This window comes from Butyricimonas sp. DFI.6.44, from assembly GCF_022132345.1.
Classification (GTDB): domain Bacteria; phylum Bacteroidota; class Bacteroidia; order Bacteroidales; family Marinifilaceae; genus Butyricimonas; species Butyricimonas muris.
Genome location: NZ_JAKNJD010000016.1, coordinates 113,007 through 130,900 on the forward strand (window position 1 = coordinate 113,007; position 17,894 = coordinate 130,900).

17 protein-coding genes, 3 tRNA genes and 1 other RNA gene are annotated in these 17,894 nt (G+C 37.9%); 7 read left to right on the top strand and 14 right to left on the bottom strand.

What is annotated here, in order from left to right:
- The 6 genes from L0M98_RS19830 to L0M98_RS19855 form a co-directional block, all read right to left on the bottom strand.
- On the bottom strand, window positions 1-570 hold the full coding sequence (locus tag L0M98_RS19830; protein ID WP_186978646.1) for an RNA polymerase sigma-70 factor: 570 nt from the start codon (window positions 568-570) through the stop codon (window positions 1-3).
- Window positions 571-1,463: 893 nt separating this feature from the next.
- A complete protein-coding gene (locus L0M98_RS19835; RefSeq protein ID WP_227217343.1) occupies window positions 1,464-1,829 on the bottom strand; it encodes a hypothetical protein in 366 nt (121 codons plus the stop codon).
- A 53-nt stretch (window positions 1,830-1,882) separates the two neighbouring features.
- Window positions 1,883-2,653, bottom strand: coding sequence for a leucine-rich repeat domain-containing protein (locus L0M98_RS19840; protein WP_227217342.1), 771 nt, complete (start codon window positions 2,651-2,653; stop codon window positions 1,883-1,885).
- A 395-nt stretch (window positions 2,654-3,048) separates the two neighbouring features.
- The gene (locus L0M98_RS19845; protein ID WP_227217341.1) at window positions 3,049-4,104 is read right to left on the bottom strand and encodes a DUF3871 family protein; all 1,056 of its coding nucleotides are present in this window, start codon (window positions 4,102-4,104) and stop codon (window positions 3,049-3,051) included.
- 251 nt (window positions 4,105-4,355) lie between these two features.
- A complete protein-coding gene (locus tag L0M98_RS19850; protein WP_227217340.1) occupies window positions 4,356-4,808 on the bottom strand; it encodes a JAB domain-containing protein in 453 nt (150 codons plus the stop codon).
- Window positions 4,809-5,062: 254 nt separating this feature from the next.
- Window positions 5,063-5,533, bottom strand: coding sequence for a hypothetical protein (locus L0M98_RS19855; RefSeq protein ID WP_227217339.1), 471 nt, complete (start codon window positions 5,531-5,533; stop codon window positions 5,063-5,065).
- Between the two features lie 274 nt (window positions 5,534-5,807).
- Between L0M98_RS19855 and L0M98_RS19860 the strand changes: the two genes are divergently transcribed.
- Both L0M98_RS19860 and L0M98_RS19865 read left to right on the top strand, forming a co-directional pair.
- Window positions 5,808-6,569, top strand: a complete 762-nt coding sequence (locus L0M98_RS19860; RefSeq protein ID WP_118716711.1) for a Fic family protein — start codon at window positions 5,808-5,810, stop codon at window positions 6,567-6,569.
- A gap of 255 nt (window positions 6,570-6,824) precedes the next feature.
- Window positions 6,825-7,004 (top strand): hypothetical protein, encoded by a 180-nt coding sequence (locus tag L0M98_RS19865; RefSeq protein ID WP_118450062.1) that lies wholly within the window; start codon window positions 6,825-6,827, stop codon window positions 7,002-7,004.
- A 169-nt stretch (window positions 7,005-7,173) separates the two neighbouring features.
- Here L0M98_RS19865 and L0M98_RS19870 read toward each other — a convergent pair whose 3' ends face one another.
- The 6 genes from L0M98_RS19870 to L0M98_RS19895 all read right to left on the bottom strand — a co-directional run bounded on the left by L0M98_RS19870 (window position 7,174) and on the right by L0M98_RS19895 (window position 13,463).
- Window positions 7,174-7,512, bottom strand: coding sequence for a HepT-like ribonuclease domain-containing protein (locus L0M98_RS19870; RefSeq protein WP_227217338.1), 339 nt, complete (start codon window positions 7,510-7,512; stop codon window positions 7,174-7,176).
- Window positions 7,505-7,804, bottom strand: coding sequence for a nucleotidyltransferase family protein (locus tag L0M98_RS19875; RefSeq protein ID WP_317198070.1), 300 nt, complete (start codon window positions 7,802-7,804; stop codon window positions 7,505-7,507). The genes L0M98_RS19870 and L0M98_RS19875 overlap by 8 nt, the downstream gene beginning before the upstream one ends.
- Window positions 7,805-8,496: 692 nt before the next feature.
- A complete protein-coding gene (locus tag L0M98_RS19880; RefSeq protein ID WP_227217336.1) occupies window positions 8,497-10,425 on the bottom strand; it encodes a hypothetical protein in 1,929 nt (642 codons plus the stop codon).
- A gap of 514 nt (window positions 10,426-10,939) precedes the next feature.
- Window positions 10,940-11,938, bottom strand: a complete 999-nt coding sequence (locus tag L0M98_RS19885) for a hypothetical protein (RefSeq protein WP_227217335.1) — start codon at window positions 11,936-11,938, stop codon at window positions 10,940-10,942.
- A gap of 119 nt (window positions 11,939-12,057) precedes the next feature.
- Window positions 12,058-13,260, bottom strand: coding sequence for a site-specific integrase (locus L0M98_RS19890; protein WP_227217334.1), 1,203 nt, complete (start codon window positions 13,258-13,260; stop codon window positions 12,058-12,060).
- A 115-nt stretch (window positions 13,261-13,375) separates the two neighbouring features.
- Window positions 13,376-13,463, bottom strand: a tRNA-Ser gene (locus tag L0M98_RS19895).
- A gap of 364 nt (window positions 13,464-13,827) precedes the next feature.
- Between L0M98_RS19895 and L0M98_RS19900 the strand changes: the two genes are divergently transcribed.
- Both L0M98_RS19900 and L0M98_RS19905 read left to right on the top strand, forming a co-directional pair.
- Complete coding sequence (locus L0M98_RS19900; protein WP_227217333.1) at window positions 13,828-14,364, top strand: DUF5063 domain-containing protein; 537 nt, start codon at window positions 13,828-13,830, stop codon at window positions 14,362-14,364.
- A gap of 17 nt (window positions 14,365-14,381) precedes the next feature.
- Entirely contained in the window at window positions 14,382-14,981 is a 600-nt protein-coding gene (locus L0M98_RS19905; RefSeq protein WP_099290503.1) for a 3'-5' exonuclease, read from the top strand.
- Here the strand turns inward: L0M98_RS19905 and L0M98_RS19910 are convergent.
- Window positions 14,978-16,108, bottom strand: coding sequence for a hybrid sensor histidine kinase/response regulator (locus L0M98_RS19910; RefSeq protein ID WP_227217332.1), 1,131 nt, complete (start codon window positions 16,106-16,108; stop codon window positions 14,978-14,980). The two genes, L0M98_RS19905 and L0M98_RS19910, sit on opposite strands and share 4 nt — an antisense overlap.
- Window positions 16,092-17,180 carry a hypothetical protein gene (locus L0M98_RS19915; RefSeq protein ID WP_227217331.1) on the bottom strand — a complete coding sequence of 363 codons (1,089 nt, stop codon included), beginning with the start codon at window positions 17,178-17,180 and terminating at the stop codon, window positions 16,092-16,094. Before L0M98_RS19915 ends, L0M98_RS19910 begins: the two co-directional genes overlap by 17 nt.
- A 228-nt stretch (window positions 17,181-17,408) precedes the next feature.
- Between L0M98_RS19915 and ffs the strand changes: the two genes are divergently transcribed.
- The 3 genes from ffs to L0M98_RS19930 all read left to right on the top strand — a co-directional run bounded on the left by ffs (window position 17,409) and on the right by L0M98_RS19930 (window position 17,686).
- Window positions 17,409-17,508: signal recognition particle sRNA small type (gene ffs, locus L0M98_RS19920), an RNA gene on the top strand.
- Between the two features lie 8 nt (window positions 17,509-17,516).
- Window positions 17,517-17,590: transfer RNA gene (locus L0M98_RS19925), tRNA-Thr, on the top strand.
- A gap of 24 nt (window positions 17,591-17,614) precedes the next feature.
- Window positions 17,615-17,686, top strand: a tRNA-Thr gene (locus tag L0M98_RS19930).
- The last annotated feature ends 208 nt before the right edge of the window (window positions 17,687-17,894 follow it).

Below are 17,894 nucleotides of genomic sequence, written 5' to 3' on the forward strand. Positions count from 1 at the left end.
TTATTTTTTTACCAGAAAAATAAAAAGGAAAGGTATATCATTATCTTTCATCTCCTTACGAAGGAATTTCAATGCCCTTGACAACTGGGTTTTCACGGTATTCTTAGAGATTTCCAACCGCTCCGCCACTTCTTGGTAAGACATACCATCAACAAAAACCATCATAAACACTTGACGCCGCTCCGCGGGTAACAAATCAATCATTTGATAAACGACCTTGATAATATCTACCTGCTCCTCCAGTTGTATCGTGTCTTCTTCAGACATCACTTCCCGGGAAAAAGATTGGTAAGAATCCTCTTTTCGCCGTGCTTCTTTCAAATAAGTTATAGCTGAAAATTTAACCGCTTGAAAAATATACTTATCCAAACCGGATTTCAATGTCTTGTAAGGCTTCGTGACCCAGAATTTAGCCAAATAATCCTGCACGATATCTTTCGCCACCTCCTTATCATTCACCACTTGATTCGCGAAAAGCACCAACGTTTTATAATACGTATCGTATAGCAACCGAAAAGCTTTCTCTTCTGTTTCACCAAACATACGAAGTATTTTCTCTGCTATCATCATTTTCGCATAACGTTTAAATACGCCAAAAAAGTTGCACAAACCAGCAACATTGACGGCTTCAAAAATATAAAAAATATACAAAACACCAAAATCAACGAATCATTCTAAAATAAAACCTCTCCCCACACCCCTTGTACTCCCCTTACCCTACCCCTTCGCAACCTCATGAACGTATCATGAACGTACCATGAACGTATCATAGACGTAAATCTGCGTTCATGATAGGTTTATGCCTCGAAAGAGCAACACTTGTAAGGTTGGGGAAGGGGATGTCAAAGAGGGGGATGACTCGGAACAATGTTCCTCGAGAATGCGTTACGAACCCCGCCGTCCCTTCGTTCGAATCCCTCGAAAAAAAAGAGAGTCAGACACTTGTTCCAACTCTCATTCATCTCAATTTCAGCGGAAAGAGGGGGATTCGAACCCCCGAAACCCTTTAGAGGTTTACACGCTTTCCAGGCGTGCCAGTTCAGCCACTCCTGCATCTTTATAACTAATTGTACTTATGATGTTTACAATCAAATATTATAATTTGCATTCTGTTTGGTTTAACTGGCGGTTTAACTCAAAGCTAAATCAAGAAGGATTAATACTATTAATAAACACTCTCTTATTGAATCTCAAATATAAGTAACATATAGCTTATATACAAGCAACTTACCACTAAATTATGGTGGTTGGAATATGATTTTTATACACATACTTTCTGTATTAATTGGTGATGCAATAGGAATCAAATTTTATTCATATATCTAATTGAAACACGTAAGTTGGTGTAAAATTATCAACTTCTATATACAATTCAATTTTTTCAAATTTTCCACCACGATATAAAAAGGGATGACAAACCGAAGTCTATCACCCCCTCACACCATACTAGCACACGCTAACTATTATTTTATGATGTATATGTATTTTCGGGGATTGCTTTTTAATGTCCTCTCTTCGTCAATTTCAATTAATTCTTTTTCTACCATATCCATTAATTCCGTATCAGAAATCAAATGAATGGATGCAATATCGTTTTCCTTTTTTAAAGCGTCAATCAATTTCTCTGCCCAATAAGCATTCTTTCTATTCCTATCATCTATATGTATATCCACATTTTTACCGTCTGCACAACCAAGTGTGAACACCCCATTTATAACATTATCCTTTTTCAATATAGCCCATTGATTACGGTTGAAAAAAGATTCCGTTAATTCGATAGGTGTCTTATCTGATACATTCCAACGAATCTCTATTGTAAGTATGTTCATAATCTCGTAAATAATGATCACTCCCAACACCGAAGTGTCAGGAGTAATAAAAGTTATTCCCTATATTCTATTTTCCAATTTTTATTTAATGCAATAGTTGTATTACCTTTTGCTTCACAATGTATGGTTCCTGCATCTTTTCCTGTTCTATCGGGTAAGCCATTATAAATTACATTCATCGCTTCATCATCAAAGTTGTTGGCTCCGCATTCAAGACTATTAAGTTCGATACATTTACTAACATCCAATGATGTTAATTGATTGTTGTTACATTCTATATTAGAAAGTTTTGGGCATTTACTAACATCCAATGATGTTAATTGATTGCCGAAACAAAATAAATAAGTCAATTCAGTGCATTTACTAATATCTAATGATGTCAGTTGATTTTCTCGGCAAGATAAAAAGTAAAGTTCAGTACACTTACTAAGATTCAATGAAGTTAGTTCGTTTTCATCACAATATAAGTATATCAATGCTGGGCATTGAGTAACATCCAATGCTGTAATATAGTTTCGCCCACAATTTAATGTTATTTTTCCTCTACCTTTTATTGTGATCGTGTATGTTCCTGCATCATAATAATGTTCTAGCCTTTCAAGATTTTCATTTATACTGCCATCCCCCCAATTAATAGTTTCTACCGCTATTTCTCTGCCGTTTTTCGGATTTTTTATGTCAGCAGCAAATCTTACATTATTTTCTTCAATCTCGATAGTCATTTTAATTTCCCAAGGTGTCCCTTTATCATCCTCGTCGTCATCATCAGAACAAGCCACAAACACCGTAGCGAATAATGCTAATAATAAAAAAATCTTTTTCATTTTGAATTGCAATTAAAATTCACTCCCAACCACCCAAGAAGTAATTAATATAAATAAGAAAGCGTGGTAGTTGTTAGTTTATCTATCTTGAGGTACGACCAAGTAACCTTGTTACAAATAAACAGCAACCCCACGCTAAACCATGTATATAGTAGATATATATACGGCAAGCATGAGCGTTTGTATCTGTCTATCCCTGTAACTTAAATATTGGTCGTTTTCAAGATAAGGATAAAACTAAACGCTTCCATTAATTCAATATGTCTGCCATCCAGTAAACCGAATGACACCACAAAAGTAAATAAATTTCAGCATCTAACAAACGCAATTTAGGGTTGCTGTGTGGCAAAATTAGGCTAATCAATGGAATAAAAAGAATTTATTCCCAACGGTTTTCATTCAATAAACCATTTATAGGTGTTATTTCCATGTAACGCCCTATCTATTCCTTCTGTTAATTGCGTGGCGTTTAATGACCTATCGAGGAAATTATCTATATAAGAAGATTTATTCGCACCTGTCAACATGTTGTAGAATTTCCATAAATTTATTTCATTCTCTCCATGCTCCTTTTTAAAGTTATCATCATGGTAATACGCTTTAGCCACCATGTTAATCTGGCTATCCGTCAACTCCATGCATGGTAAACGCTTCTTCTCTCTGGCAGGTAAACATTGATACAACCTACTTTTACCCAAGAATTGTGCGAATTGATGTTCCGTGAGGTAAGAACCTGTAAAGCTCTTCATCAACCTTAAATGTTTATCCGCATCATATTGTTGGAATAACTTCATCACCCCTCTAAATAAATCATGGTAACTCATCGCTCTTAAATCAGTTTGGAATCCATCAGTAAATGTACACAGGTTACAACATACCTTGTTCTTGAATCCAATAGCAACACTGAACCTTTCTGATGTCTTTTTTGAATAGAGGTTCTCCCTGTTATACGCTCTCACACCAGTAACACATAGATTAACCCTGTTCCCGTTTATAGATTCATAAATAGTTGGAATCTCGAATGCAAATGCCATTCTTTCATAATAGATGGTTTTATCCGTTTCCAGTAATTCAGATACTGGTTTATGTATGGCTTCTGGAATCCTACCTTTTATAACGTGGCTAACCATTATATCTGGTTCATCTATACTTTCCCCTCTAAACAGTTCACTTGCCACCTTATGAACTGTTTCTATAAATGCAGGATGAGATATTGTCATCTCGTTATCCTTGCTGAACACTGGCACGATACAATCATTCTTTAAATGCTGCATATCTACTGGTGAAGTGTTAGCCTCTATAAAATGTTTTCTCCTTTTGTCTTTTTTAATTGGTTCATTTACCACTTCACAAGGAGTGTAGGTAGGTTCTTCTTGCTTGACGTTATCACTGCCAAATAAAACTGGCAACAATCCTTCATTTTGACTTGGAATTAATATTGACGTGTTCATAATCTAGTCTATTTACTGGTGGTGGAAATATTTGAAATTTCAGTTTATATATACAATTCAGAAATTCTCCACCAACCTTGATTTATAAAGTTCATTATCACTTTTACTTGATTTATTCATTCTCTAGCGTTATGCCAGTTAAAAAATTAAACTGGAAATACATTTATAGTTTACGTTCTATTGGTGGTGAGAATTATTGTCCCTATTGGCTATATATACCAATCCAGACAAAAATTCACCAACCTAAATTTTCATATCTTACCGTTAGCTGAATAACTGTAATACCCCTCTTCATAGTAAAGAACGTAATCCAGTAACTCTACATCTATGTATGAAAGTGCCATCTTTACCTGTTGTACCAGTTCATCATCCTGTTTAGTTGGCTTTATATCACCAGAAGGCTGATTTATACAAACTATCACACTTTTACAATTAGAGAGTGCAGCCAGTTGTACTATAAACCTAATATCCGTGATGTTGTAAGATAACGCACCTTCACTTATTGTGGATATGCCTAACACTTGATTCCTACCATTTAACAGGATAACTCTAGTTGAGATATGGTGTTCGATGGTATCTTTAAACGGGGATACCAGTAGCTCGTGGACGTCTTTAGCGGTTACTATTTTATACCTTTTAGAAGGGTTGGTATTATTCCTGTACACCAGTTCTACCACTGGCACTTTTATCAATTCTTCATTCATGATATTGTTTTACTTGATTTTTAATTTGAATACATTAATGATAATAAAATTGAGAGAGTTGTAGGCTTGTCAGGTTTGGCAATGGAGAGGAAAGATTCTTGCTTATACTGCCTGTTTAGAAAGTCAATGTTCTCTTCACTCTGGTATAACAATATCTTTCCCCTTCCCACCGCGCTCGCTGTCCCTGTTCCTTCTCCACTAAAGGATTATTTTAGTAGAATAATGCTTTTACAAAAAAAAGTAGAGATTACTCTCTACTCTTCATCAAACAGTATGGCGAATTTCCATACCGTTAGCGTGTACTCGTTCCCGTTGTAACTGGCAGGCGTTTCCATGCTACCACAGCAAATAATAGTTTGCCCGTCTAGGATAGAAAACAAATCCTCGTAACTGGTATTCACTGCCAAGGGGTAAATGTATTGTAGCCCGTCTTTATACTGTTCCTCTATAACAGGGTCACACGGGACATCATCGGGTGTTATCCCCGTTTGCTTGGAACCTTTCACCATGTTACGGATTCTAATATCTACCCTTTCATCCCCTTTCATGCAGGAGAGGGAAATACTTGTTGGGTCTTCACCCTTGAACCCGATAACTTTTAGAATATCACCCACTTTTGGAGGTGCTGGTAAGGTGACCAGTTTGCCCGCCAGTTTGGATTTACTAATGTCTGAAAAACATTTGGGCATGATAACCTTGTTCACTTCAAAATCTTTTTTTAACATGATAGTTTGTTTTTAATTAATTGATTTTTTTCCAGGGATGGGTGGGGGATGTAAATGGTACACTACCCTAGCGTGGAATACTCTTTATATATAATGCTAACCTGAAATCGAAAGGGAGGGGGTGTTTTATAGAGGTTAGGAATATCTGTAGTTGTTATACTTTAGTTGGTGGAAAATTTTTAAAATGTATATACCGACCAGAATTTTATATTTTCCCACCAGATATAAACAGTGATAATTTCTTACCTTTGTAATCAACTAAAAATATGGCAACATGAATAGTAAGTTGGTTGATTTATTAAGAGAGGTAGATTCTTTGAAAGTGCGGTTATCCTCTTTGCGTCCTTTACCTGTCGAGGCATTAAAGAAAATTCAGGATGCTTTAGATATCGAGTACACTTACGAGAGTAACCGTATAGAAGGGAACACGCTTACCCTGCAGGAAACGGCACTTGTTGTCAATGAAGGAATCACTATTTCTGGTAAATCCATGCGTGAACACTTGGAGGCAATCAACCATGCAGAAGCTATTGACTATATAAAGGAGGTTGCTAAACAGGATATTGAAATAAGTCAAAGAACTATCAAGGAGATTCATGCACTCGTGTTACATGGCATAGATAGGGAGAACGCTGGAAGTTATAGAACCGTACCCGTGATGATTTCGGGTAGCACTCATGTACCGCCTCAACCTTATTTGTTGGAGAAGCTAATGGAAGATTTCATGCTTACATTTCAAAGTATGGAAAAAGAAAACGTTCATCCAGTTATTATTGCCGCCTATTTGCATGATGAACTGGTGAGGATTCATCCGTTTATAGATGGCAACGGGCGTACTTCTCGACTTCTGATGAACCTCTACCTGTTGCAAAAAGGTTATACCATTGTTACCCTGAAAAGTGATAATGACATGAAGTTACGTTATTATAAAGCTTTGGAGTCTTCTCACACGGAACAACAACATGATGATTTCTACTTGCTGGTTGCCGAGGCTGAAAAAGCATCTCTAGAGAGGTATATTTCTATTCTAGGATAAAAGTAATTTTATGAACCTATAAATGGTGAATTGGAATAGAAAGTTTAGAGATATTCGTGAGTTCAATTTCCTTGTGTGGTAAAACTGGAAATAGAATGTCAAATCAATATGTTATCATAGATATAAATATTTGATATTCTGATACATTTACTTGGTGCTATCCTGTTCAATAAGTACCTTTGTACATGTAAATGATTGGTCTGATGTTCTTTCCTGAATTAGATACTCTTTTGTTTGTTAGAAAATTTTATTCCTATGAAATTACGCAAGAAAGGAAAAACCACCAATTCAGAATGGTTTGGTGTGGAACACTATCACATTCTCCATGAAATGGATTTATTCAGGCATGTAAACATGGAGAGATTAAAAATGCTATATCCTGATATTTTTGGAAGTTCCAAACCGAAGCTTCTCAAGAAAAGACAGCGCAACTAAATGATTGAAGCCAGTACCTCATATGTCCTTAAGGTGCTGGCTTTTTATTTTGTTGGTGGAAAATTTATGAATTGTATATAGAGATTAGAATTTTGTACTTTTCCACCAAATAAAAAAGGCAATAGAGGTGAATCCATTGCCTTAATACTGTTTCTGTATTTAATGTTACTTATTCCCGTAGTAATTGTTCCACTTCATTCTTTAAAAGGGGTAAATGGTTGATAACAATGCTCCAAAGAATATCTACTGAAAGACTATCGTAACCGTGTATTATATAGTTACGAGCGTCCACTATCTTGCGTGCGTTAGTGATAGCAATATCCTTGTTCTCTTTTAATATCCTGTTCATCGCCTCACCGATAATTTCGATACACCTTTCTATCGCTCTTTGCAAACGTATATCTCGACAAAATTCTTCAAATAATTTCGGTTGCCCGTCGAAGAATGTTTCAATATCATCAATCGCATTAAGTATATCTTGCAAGTGTTTCTTGGTAAAGTTATCCATATATTAACGCTTTGGTTTGCTCTATATTTTCTTTCAAGTAATGATTACGGATGGCGTGTTCTTCCAGTAAATCAACTTCTCTTCCTAGAACATCTTCTAAAGCGTATTTCAAGTCAAAGAAATTACTAAAATAATCTGTTACTTGTGCTTTGTCAAAATTAACGATAAAATCAACATCACTCTCTTTATTGAAACGATTCGTGAGGATAGAACCAAACACGAATAATTTACTAACCTTGTACTTCTTGCACAAGGCAATGATTTTATCCATATTTAATTCAATCAAGTTCATGTAGTCATTCTCTTTCTGCAAATATAGTGATTGTTGAAGACAAAACAAAAACGCTGGAAATAACAGATTATTAAGTGTTGGTTATTTTTGATATATTGTTAAGTGATTGATAGTAAATAGAAGTAAAAATATGAAATTCAAGCCAGTAACTTTATAAATAATATAAAATACTGGCTTTTCTTTTTTATGTTACTACTTCTTACTTTCAGTTTCCCAGATTGTATTTAAAACCTGTTGAAAGTTGGCAAGTGGTATATGTTCTATTGATAAAGATTGTCCCGTACTAGTATCCTTTACATGATAACAGGGGCTATTTTGCTGGTAAGGGTTAAACGTGTCACCACTGAAATTTATTTCCGTTAGCTCGTACTTGTCGAATCGTATCGAGTTCACGGGGTCGAGTTTATCGTTAAAGAATCCTAGTGTAACCGATCTAGTGTTCATGTAAGAAAAGTTCTGCCATTTATACATTCCAACTAGAATAAAGTAGGACACGTCTGTCATGTCCCACGTGGTAAGGTTTGATTTTACCACGCATTTTTTTAAGTCTTTACTGATATAAATACAATAACATAGAGGGAGAAATGAATCACTGATTGTCATTCTTAACTCTCTAACGGTTTGGAAAAATTCAGGATACTTCATAATCATGTATTGTTTAAAATTTATACTTGGTGGTAAATTTGAAAATTTCATTCTCTTGTACCTTTTGCAATTTTTTCCACCAACTCTGGTTTCATGGCGACAAGTTTATACGCCCCTCCATTGGCGTTAGAAATCTTGAACTCGGGGTAATAATCTTCTATCGTTTTATCGGTTAAAGTGAAATACACCTTCTCTAGTCCAGCCTTTACCCCGTACTCTTTAAAAGGAATACCGTGAGCCATGAATATCACTCTTAGCCTCTCTCGAATGGTTTTACTCGGTATATAATCACCATTATTCATTTCCTGCTCGAACGCCTTGAATATATCATGTACCACGTGGGGAGAGAAACGTTGCTCGTTAGCCATTTGTTCATGGAATGTTTTCATCATTTTATTTATTTCTCCTTTCTTGTAGTCGGCTTGTTCTATGGCAGCTTTGCCGATAGTATCATAGGCATTTATTATATACTCGGCATCCTCGAACTCTTTCAACATTTCAATGTCGGGAATGATGTCGTGGTCGGGATTTTGTAATACCATTTGTCGTAACCTGTCGAGGTGACTGACAACTTTTTTCCAGAGTTGTTTCTTGTTAGCCTTTCTCATGGCTATTTTATCATCTTCTCCAATTCTCTTGGTGTCATCGATGAAATTAATATTGAAATGTCCCGAGCCCTCGTACGCCTCGTGCAAGCTTCGGGCGGAGGTGTAATATCCCTTCACTCTTTCCTCGTTGTAGAGGTTATCAACGGAGAAGTAGTTTATCTCTCCTTCCTCGTCCAGTAATTCTTTATACTTGATTTTTTCCAAGTCTTTCAAAATGGCTTTCTTTTCCACCTCTGTTGTGGCTTCTTCTAAACGTAGGATTAGATGCTGGTGGGTGATTTCAAATTGTCGTGTCATGGCGGTAATCTCTTCTTCTGTCATCACTTCCATTTCTTCATCAATGTTACTGATAATAGTAAGAGAATTGTATGTATTTCCGTCAGCATACTTGTTCCTGAACCTTCCCTGTGCCTGTATCACCTCTGTGCACGGGTCAACAATAGAGTGTGGGATACTACAATCAGACAGTATTAAAATATCAGGCTTCTTGATGGTATAAATATCAACGGCGGAGAAGAACCGACAGGTGAAGAAATTAATCTTGGCTAGCGGTAAATCCAGATTCTCGTGGCTGTTCTTGAAATTGCATTCTCTCAACTTCTTCACGCTCTCGTTAGAACAAAACACTTTATAATCTTCCTCTTTTATGAGATTATGATTCAAGAGGTAATTTATCACTTTATTTATTCCCGTTGTGGAATTGAAGAATACGCATAAACATTGACTATTTTTGATTAACTCTCTTAACTGTCCCGTCATGGTGTGATTGAAACTTCTCGTTACTATTAATGTCATGTTCTTCCTGTAATCGAAATTTGGAGCCACTTTCCAAATCTTGAAATCCTGTCTTTCCAGTTCAGGGTGACGCATTTCTAGTGGAGTGGCAGATACCATCGCTTTCCTCTCGAACTTGAAGAAGTCATTTATCGGTTGTGATATTCTGGGACGGTAATCAACATCTTGAGTTATCTTCTCGCACTCGTCGAACAGGCAGAAGAACTCTTTATAGATGTCTATTCCCAGTTCCCGTGCCGCTAGCCTGATTTTCTCGAATCCCTCTGGTGTGGTTAATAGCTTCTTGTTGGTGATAGACTTGTTCTTTAAAAAATTCTTTACCAGTGTTTTATTGCATAAAGCGTGCACCGCTAAAGAGTTGTCAACCTTTTCAGCTTTACCGATAATAACAGGCACGTTTGGCTCTATAATAATAGAGGGACGTTTCGCCAGATGTAATTCCCAGTAGGTTGCCCCGATACCTGTTATCGTTTTGTCAAGTATAACGTTACTCCCTATCTCGTGAATACCTTTATTTTTGAACGCTTCTACTAGAGTTTCGTTACTTTCAAGCGTGAAATACTCTGTTCTCATGATATTATCTGTTTAAAGTTACAGGAATCCCGTCTGGTGGTAATTTTGAAAATTTCATGTCCTGTATGGTTTTCAAAAATTTTCCACCAACCATGAAAAGGGGACTAGAGCGTTATCTCCAGTTACTTTCCAGATTCCAACCTTTGCCTTCAACACTGCTGAAGACTTGCAGACAATCTAATGAGGTGCGCACCGTTAAGATTGATTTGTCACAAAAGTAGAGTTCAAGGAGAAGGTGTGCCATAAAGAATAATAGCCATTTCGAACGCTATTCTTTAGACTTTCCATTTCCTTCAAGAACTCTATTTTCACGTGGCAAACTAACTTCAAATCGAGAGGTTAAACCATAAAGAATGGAGGTCATTTAGAGGTCTATTCTTTAAATGTTCTCTCTTTATCAATTCGTTCGCCAAGACAAAAATGCGGCAAAAAAGGGAGGTAGGTTATAAAGAAATATAGCCAGTTCAAGGGGTATTCTTTAGCTGGCTATGAATCAAGCATGTACGTGGTAATACTACCAGAAATAAAGTTTGGAAGGATTGTTAGGGGAGGTTCTATAATTACCTTGTGAGGCAGGAATCCATTCTGGTTTGTAACCATGCTTATCCAGATAAGCTATTTTAGAGTTTATATAGTTCTCGTCGATTTGTTTATCTTCATCCTTTACCAGTCCTATCAATTCCATGTAATCGAGGATAAATTTATATATATCACTTTTTCTCTCCATGCCAGAACGGTTTACCAGTAAACGGTATATCCCTACCATCACGAGATTCTGTGCTGGATTATCCGCCTTACGCCCTTTCTTCGGTGAATAGACTTCTTTCAATTCTTCTTCCGCTTCTTCAATAGAATTTACACCCAAGTATACATGAAGGTAAGAATCTAGGAGATTGGTAAACCAGCTTTCCATGGCGTTGTTAATGGTAATCTTTTCTTGGTTGTTACTTAAAGTGATTGATTTGTCTTTCTTCCTTTTATCCCTTTCAAGGAACAGGTAGAGTTGTAACATTTCAGGTCTTACTTGCTGGAAATAGGTATCCATGTTATACGTTTCTTCCAGTAATTCAGGGTCGAGGATAGGTTTGAACGCTTGATGCTTCTTGTAGATAATGGCTAGCATCCAGAGGGTGTAGAATATGGAATCCCTATTCTTATCTGGCAATTTACTTGCCAACTCCTCTATTTTCTTTTTCAATCCATCATCTTCAAAAAGGATTCCTTTTATGTTGTCTGTCATGTAAGCCAAGGTATCAACCACTTTTATCATCTTTTGCTCTCTGGGAGCGTAACGTTGCCAATCAAACGGGTTATCACTTGTTGCCAGTTCATCTAGCGTGTTGGGAACTTCTATCATGTATTTATCCTCTACCTTATCCATGAATCCCCACGTGGCTAGATACATTCTTTCTATTTCTGTATATAACATAGTTCTGTTATAGGCGAAATACTCTACTAGAAATGGTTCTACTTGTAGTAAGGTTGCGACTGGATAGATAATATTGTTTGCCATGGTATGTATACTTTAAACAGGGATAAAGGTAAAAAAAATACCACCTCCCCAGAAAGAGGAAGTGGTATAAAATTTCAAAGTTTTAATCTCTATATGGAAGTGAAAATATTTCCACCAAATCAAAGTAAATTGCTCATTGCTTCATCTATCTGGTCATTCTCGAAACTATCCAGATAAATTTGAGTTGTTTTCAAATCGGTATGTCCCAAGGATTCAGAGATTATTCCTACATTTACACCAGAGCGTCGTAATACCGTGGCAAATGAATGGCGGGCGACATAGGTTGTAATATCAACATTAAGATTTATTAATTGGGCAATTTCTTTTAACCTTTGATTTGTCTTCTCTAACACATAGTGAATTCTCGTTTGCTTTTTCTTCTTTGTTGGATAAGCTTCATCATTTAGTATCGGAAATAGGTAATCATTAGACCGTTTATACTTGTTTATTATATCCAATGCTTCTGGTAGTATTTTCAATTTAATTTGTTTTCCAGTTTTTTGACGAAGATATATCAATTGCTCTTCAACTATATTACTGTCTTTTAAATGAGCAATATCAACGAAATTAATGCCTCCGCACAAATAGCTAAATACAAATATATCTCTAGCAAAATTCAATTCATTTCCTTTCAAAGCAATATTCATGATTTTCTGAATATCTTTTTTGGATATAGCACGTTTATTTGTTGAGGTATCAAATTTACTGACCTTATATTTCTTAAAAGGGTAATAGCTTTCATTTACAATTCCTTCGTCTATTGCTTTATTATAGGCAGCACGTAACGTTCTAAATTGAATGCTCAAAGTTGTATCTTTATTCTCTCTCTTCCTTAACCATTTCTCGTAATTATTTAACCAAGTAACATCTATATCGGAAAAATAAATATCTAACTTCTTTTTTGTAAACTTCAACAAAGAATTGTATGAACTCACGTATATACGCCAATTTCCTAATTGTTCATCATTTTCCATACTTGTAAGCAATTGTTCATAGAATTCTTTTACAGTCTTTTTTGTAACTTGTTTATGATTAAAAGTTATCAGAGATTGGGCAGAGTAATCTTTATCCTCCACTTGAAAAGTTAGTATTTGTTGTTGATATTTCTTGAGATGCGTTGAAATAACATTTTCTATCTTTTCTCGTTCAGGACAATTACGCTTGGGACGCCCTTTTTCAAAATCCCAATATTTAGGGTTGACGGATATGCCAATACTTATATATTTCTTTTTACCGTCTTTACATACTCTAAGCATTAGGGGATGCTCTCCATTAGCTAGCGTTTTAGATTTGTAACACAACACATTAACCGTTGCATTCATGTCAATTTTCGGTTTAACTCTTGGTTTAACTTTCCATCCAAAAACCGCCTAAAATTGTTCTTGCAAGCAAAAAGAAAAGGAGCTACATTTTATCTTGTAACTCCTTGATTTCTTGCGGAAAGAGGGGGATTCGAACCCCCGAAACCCTTTAGAGGTTTACACGCTTTCCAGGCGTGCCAGTTCAGCCACTCCTGCACCTTTCCGGATGCGGGGACAAATATAGAAATTATTTTTGTATCATCACGTATATTCTTATCTATTTTTAACTGGAAATCTAAAACGATTTTTCTCACGGGGCGTATCAATAGTACAATTTCACCGGAGGGAACGTGAGATGAAACGGTGAAACTAAAGAGATTGCTAGCATTAGGAGAGAGGGAATTCCCGGTGTCACAACTAGGAAAAAGTGAATGTAGATTGTTGCTAGTCTCGGTGCGGTTACTTCGCTAATGGACGTAACCGCACTTTCTTTACATGGAAAATTTACCATAATTACCAAAAACTTGTCTGCTTTTTACGTATAGTCTAAGATATTTGGTAATTTCGCGGTAGAAAATAAAAAACGTTATGGACGATTTACAACACGTGGGATACAGCAAGGAGGTCATTGAATTTGTGGCCGTGGCAAAGGAATTTTGCGGGTATTTAGAATCCGCGCAAGAGGAAGAAAGAAATGATTTTCTCTCCAAAGTGCAGAAATTTATCCCGTTAATCTATTTGAAGGGGAGTTTGTTGCCGAATTGCGAGAGTGACGAAATGGGTATGCTAGATGAAGCGGTAACGGAAGAGGATTATAATATGCTGCTCGCATCCCTGCACGGGATACTCGGGGAACATGACGAGTATCTTGAAGTTTTTGACGATAATATGCAATACAGCGAAACTCCCGTCGTGAACTCGATATCGGAGAAGCTCTGTGATATATACCAAGATCTAAAGAATTTTATTTCCTCTTATCGCAGCGGCATGGTCGACGTGATAGCGGAAGCCCTGTGGCAGTTAAATAACAGTTTTGAATTATACTGGGGTAAATCCTGTGCCAGCGTGTTAAGAGCGATTCATCTGGCGATTTTCAAAGTGACCGACACGAGCGAACCCCAATAAAATCCAAGATACTAAACATGGAATACCAGACAAAGATAAGTGAGGAGGAGATAGAGGAGTTACCGCTCTTCACGTTTGACGGAGAAATCGTCGTGATAGATCACGAGAATAAGGTTCAAGCGGCCGTGGAAGATTTGCTCTCGTATCCCTACATCGGTTTCGACACGGAGACGAAACCGGCATTCAAAAAAGGAGTGACGCACCAAGTCGGCTTGCTCCAGTTGGCAACAGATAAGCGGGTGTATCTATTCCGCTTGAACAAGTGCGGATTCCCAAAAGAATTGCAAGCACTTCTGGCAAACGAGGAGGTCACGAAAGTAGGCGTGGGCATACGGGACGACATCCGTGGGTTGAGAAAATTGGGGAACTTTACTCCTGCCAGTTTTCTGGACTTACAGATTTTCGCCAAAGCGTTCAAGATCGAGGAAATGTCTTTCTCGAAACTCATGTCTATCATATTTCATGTAAAGATTTCAAAACGACAACGCACGTCCAACTGGGAAGCCCCGAAACTTACACCCGCCCAAGTTCATTACGCCGCGACAGACGCGTGGGGTGCGCTCAAAATGTATAAAGCGTTGAAATCCGGGAAGAGTCAACTTCAACAAGTGTCCTAATTCGGGACTTTATCGGACACGGGAATGGAAAAATAAAATGTTGTTCCTTTACCCTCCTTCGAGTTAAACCATATCTTCCCGTGGTTCATTTTCACGAAATCCTTGCAAAGTTGCAGTCCTAACCCGCTACCCTTCTCTTTTTGAGTCCCGTAAGAAATGAAATGCAAGCCGTCCGCGAACAGATCCCGTTGATGCTCTTCACTTATTCCTTGCCCTTTATCTCGCACGGACACGATCAGATACCCGTCCTTTTCCTCCCCGTCAATGTTTATTTCCCCGCCCGTGTAACTGAATTTTATCGCGTTTGACAGTAAATTGCGCAACACGGTTTTCATCATGTTTAGATCGGCATGAACCGGAAAAGCTTTATCCAAGTGATTGTACACGTTGATCCCTTTGGCCTCGGCGATATTTTCCTGCAATATCACGACATCTTTGGCTGCCTCGGAAAAAGAGAACGTCTGCAAAACAGGTTTCAATACCCCGTTCCGGCTATTGCTCCACAGCAACAGGTTTTCCAGCAACAAATACGCCTCGTCCGTTGTTTCCTGCAACATCTTGATCAGATGCTTGATATTGGAATCCGGAATTTTCTCTTTCTGGTGATCTATCGCCTCAAGAATCATTTTCAACGTCCCGATCGGGGCGCGCAAATCATGCGCGATAACCGAATACAATTTCTCTTTGGAACGTACCACATTTTGAATTTTCTCGTTCTGACAAGCAATAATTCGTTGAGATTCCAGTAAAAGCAACTGATTGTTTATACGCAGTATCAACTCTTTTTTACTCAGCGGACGGGAAATAAATTCCACTTCCTCGTAATCCGCCACTTTTCGAAAATCCTCGTGCCGGTTGGGAAGCGTCATGTAAAGTATCGGGATATGCTTGGTTAAAGTACTCTCTTTCAATTGACGCACGACAACAATACCTTTGCCGTCTTCCAACCCGAGGCGGACAATGATCAAGTCCGGCATCCTCAATTTAGCGAGTAAAAATACCTCGTCCGCCTCTAGAGTGGTTATCAACTTGAAATTCTCCCCGGCAAGCAGACTCTTCATTTTCTCCAGATTCGAGATGGAATCATCCGCCAAAAGTATCGTGTATTCGCTATGATCTATATGCATGCGCCGCAAATTTATAACCAATTTTTGACAAAAGCTCCTTGTAGAGCCGATTAAATGTCTCCGCCTTACCCGTCAACTCATCCTTTTCATCCGCGTTGGACGTAATCCCCTCATGGATAGATTTCCACATGGGAAACATGGATTCGGAAAAAGTTTGCAACTCCGTCTTCAATAAATTCAACTCGTTCTCCGCCTCCCTGTATTTGGTCACGTTATGCCCGATCAAATGAATCTCGATGTGCTCCCGCCCCAATCGCACGGGATAAGCGTACCACTCGATAAACACCACCTCGTCACGTCGCGCCAATTGGGCATGGAAGGTCAACAAGGTATCGGTATGTTTTGTCACCGCCTCCAACTGCTTGGAAGAGATATCCATTTCCGTCATCAAATCCCCTATCCTGCACCCGATAACATCGTCCGGGCTGTCACCGAATAACGAGTAAAAGGTCTTGTTGGAAAAACTGATATGCAGATGCCTGTTAAGCCTCAAAATGTAGTCCACCCGGTTCTCGATAAAATCCTGATAAAGAGCGTGATGTTTCACCAGCTTGCGTAATATCAACTCTTTCTCCAACGCACCCGACAGTACAGATGCCACCTGAATCAAAAAATCAATCTCCTCCTTTATCCACGGCTCCTCGTCATGGCAGCGGCTCAAGCATAAAAACGAGAAAAGATGACTCGATATATATAACGGTAAAAATATCGCGCACCGTACCTGCATGGCATGCATGATATTCTTTAACCCCTCGTTTGTCACCTCGTTTACATCCCGTATATATATATAATTATCCCTTTCCAACTCCCGCTCGAGTTTCCGGTCATAATAGAAACTTCTCTTTTCGTCCGTTTCCGGGAACACGGATTCACCGTTTTTCGTCCACTCCTCCGATATCGTGAAAGTCATATCATGGTTAATACTCACGATATACACCTGATCGGCTCTCTCGTGTTCACCCAATCTCCTTAAAGCTTGTTTCACGTTTTTGTTCAATCCCACGTTAGTGGATAATAATACATTCAAATCCGAGAGAAACTCCGCCCCTGTCATGTTATTTTCTGTTTGCATACGTTCGTTTGGATCGTTTAGTCCTTAATAAATGCTTTCAATTGTCACTATTTATACCCGAAATTCACACTTTAGGTTACATAAATCCCTATTTTTATATAACAACAATAAAATACATCTCCAAATAATCAACTATTAGCCAATATATTAAATTCTCCTTCATATTTTCCTGTACAAAAAAGGTAGAAAACATTTGGTAACTGAGAAGATTTTTGTACTTTTGTGCCCGGGTAAGTCCTATGCGACCAGCTCCTGTCGAACTCCCCCAGGGTCGGAAGGCAGCAAGGGTAGATGGTTGTAGCGGTGCGACATAGTCAGCTTACCCTTTTTGGAAATGCCTCTTTAGCTCAGCTGGCCAGAGCACGTGATTTGTAATCTCGGGGTCGTTGGTTCGAATCCGACAAGAGGCTCAAGAAAGTAAAGTTCTTTCAGTTGCTGTTGTAGCTCAGGGGTAGAGCACTTCCTTGGTAAGGAAGAGGTCTCGGGTTCAAATCCCGATAACAGCTCAGGGATAGCAGTCAATTTCTTGGCTGCTTTTTTTTGTTTTATAGAACTATTATTCAGTTCCGCTATTTCTCAAATTATTTACTCCCCTGTCGGTTGCGACAAACCGATGAAAATCTAAAATAAAAAACATGGAAAAGAAGAAAGTAGGGAACAACTGGAAAATCTGTTTTTTTTCATGTTAAGCGTAAATTTTGCACAGTCGAAACA

Bases quoted from the DNA above. Each gene is read 5' to 3' on its own strand.
- L0M98_RS19830 (WP_186978646.1), bottom strand. From the start codon at position 570: ATGATGATAGCAGAGAAAATACTTCGTATGTTTGGTGAAACAGAAGAG.
- L0M98_RS19835 (WP_227217343.1), bottom strand. From the start codon at position 1,829: ATGAACATACTTACAATAGAGATTCGTTGGAATGTATCAGATAAGACA.
- L0M98_RS19840 (WP_227217342.1), bottom strand. From the start codon at position 2,653: ATGAAAAAGATTTTTTTATTATTAGCATTATTCGCTACGGTGTTTGTG.
- L0M98_RS19845 (WP_227217341.1), bottom strand. From the start codon at position 4,104: ATGAACACGTCAATATTAATTCCAAGTCAAAATGAAGGATTGTTGCCA.
- L0M98_RS19850 (WP_227217340.1), bottom strand. From the start codon at position 4,808: ATGAATGAAGAATTGATAAAAGTGCCAGTGGTAGAACTGGTGTACAGG.
- L0M98_RS19855 (WP_227217339.1), bottom strand. From the start codon at position 5,533: ATGTTAAAAAAAGATTTTGAAGTGAACAAGGTTATCATGCCCAAATGT.
- L0M98_RS19860 (WP_118716711.1), top strand. From the start codon at position 5,808: ATGAATAGTAAGTTGGTTGATTTATTAAGAGAGGTAGATTCTTTGAAA.
- L0M98_RS19865 (WP_118450062.1), top strand. From the start codon at position 6,825: ATGAAATTACGCAAGAAAGGAAAAACCACCAATTCAGAATGGTTTGGT.
- L0M98_RS19870 (WP_227217338.1), bottom strand. From the start codon at position 7,512: ATGGATAACTTTACCAAGAAACACTTGCAAGATATACTTAATGCGATT.
- L0M98_RS19875 (WP_317198070.1), bottom strand. From the start codon at position 7,804: ATGAACTTGATTGAATTAAATATGGATAAAATCATTGCCTTGTGCAAG.
- L0M98_RS19880 (WP_227217336.1), bottom strand. From the start codon at position 10,425: ATGAGAACAGAGTATTTCACGCTTGAAAGTAACGAAACTCTAGTAGAA.
- L0M98_RS19885 (WP_227217335.1), bottom strand. From the start codon at position 11,938: ATGGCAAACAATATTATCTATCCAGTCGCAACCTTACTACAAGTAGAA.
- L0M98_RS19890 (WP_227217334.1), bottom strand. From the start codon at position 13,260: ATGAATGCAACGGTTAATGTGTTGTGTTACAAATCTAAAACGCTAGCT.
- L0M98_RS19900 (WP_227217333.1), top strand. From the start codon at position 13,828: ATGGACGATTTACAACACGTGGGATACAGCAAGGAGGTCATTGAATTT.
- L0M98_RS19905 (WP_099290503.1), top strand. From the start codon at position 14,382: ATGGAATACCAGACAAAGATAAGTGAGGAGGAGATAGAGGAGTTACCG.
- L0M98_RS19910 (WP_227217332.1), bottom strand. From the start codon at position 16,108: ATGCATATAGATCATAGCGAATACACGATACTTTTGGCGGATGATTCC.
- L0M98_RS19915 (WP_227217331.1), bottom strand. From the start codon at position 17,180: ATGCAAACAGAAAATAACATGACAGGGGCGGAGTTTCTCTCGGATTTG.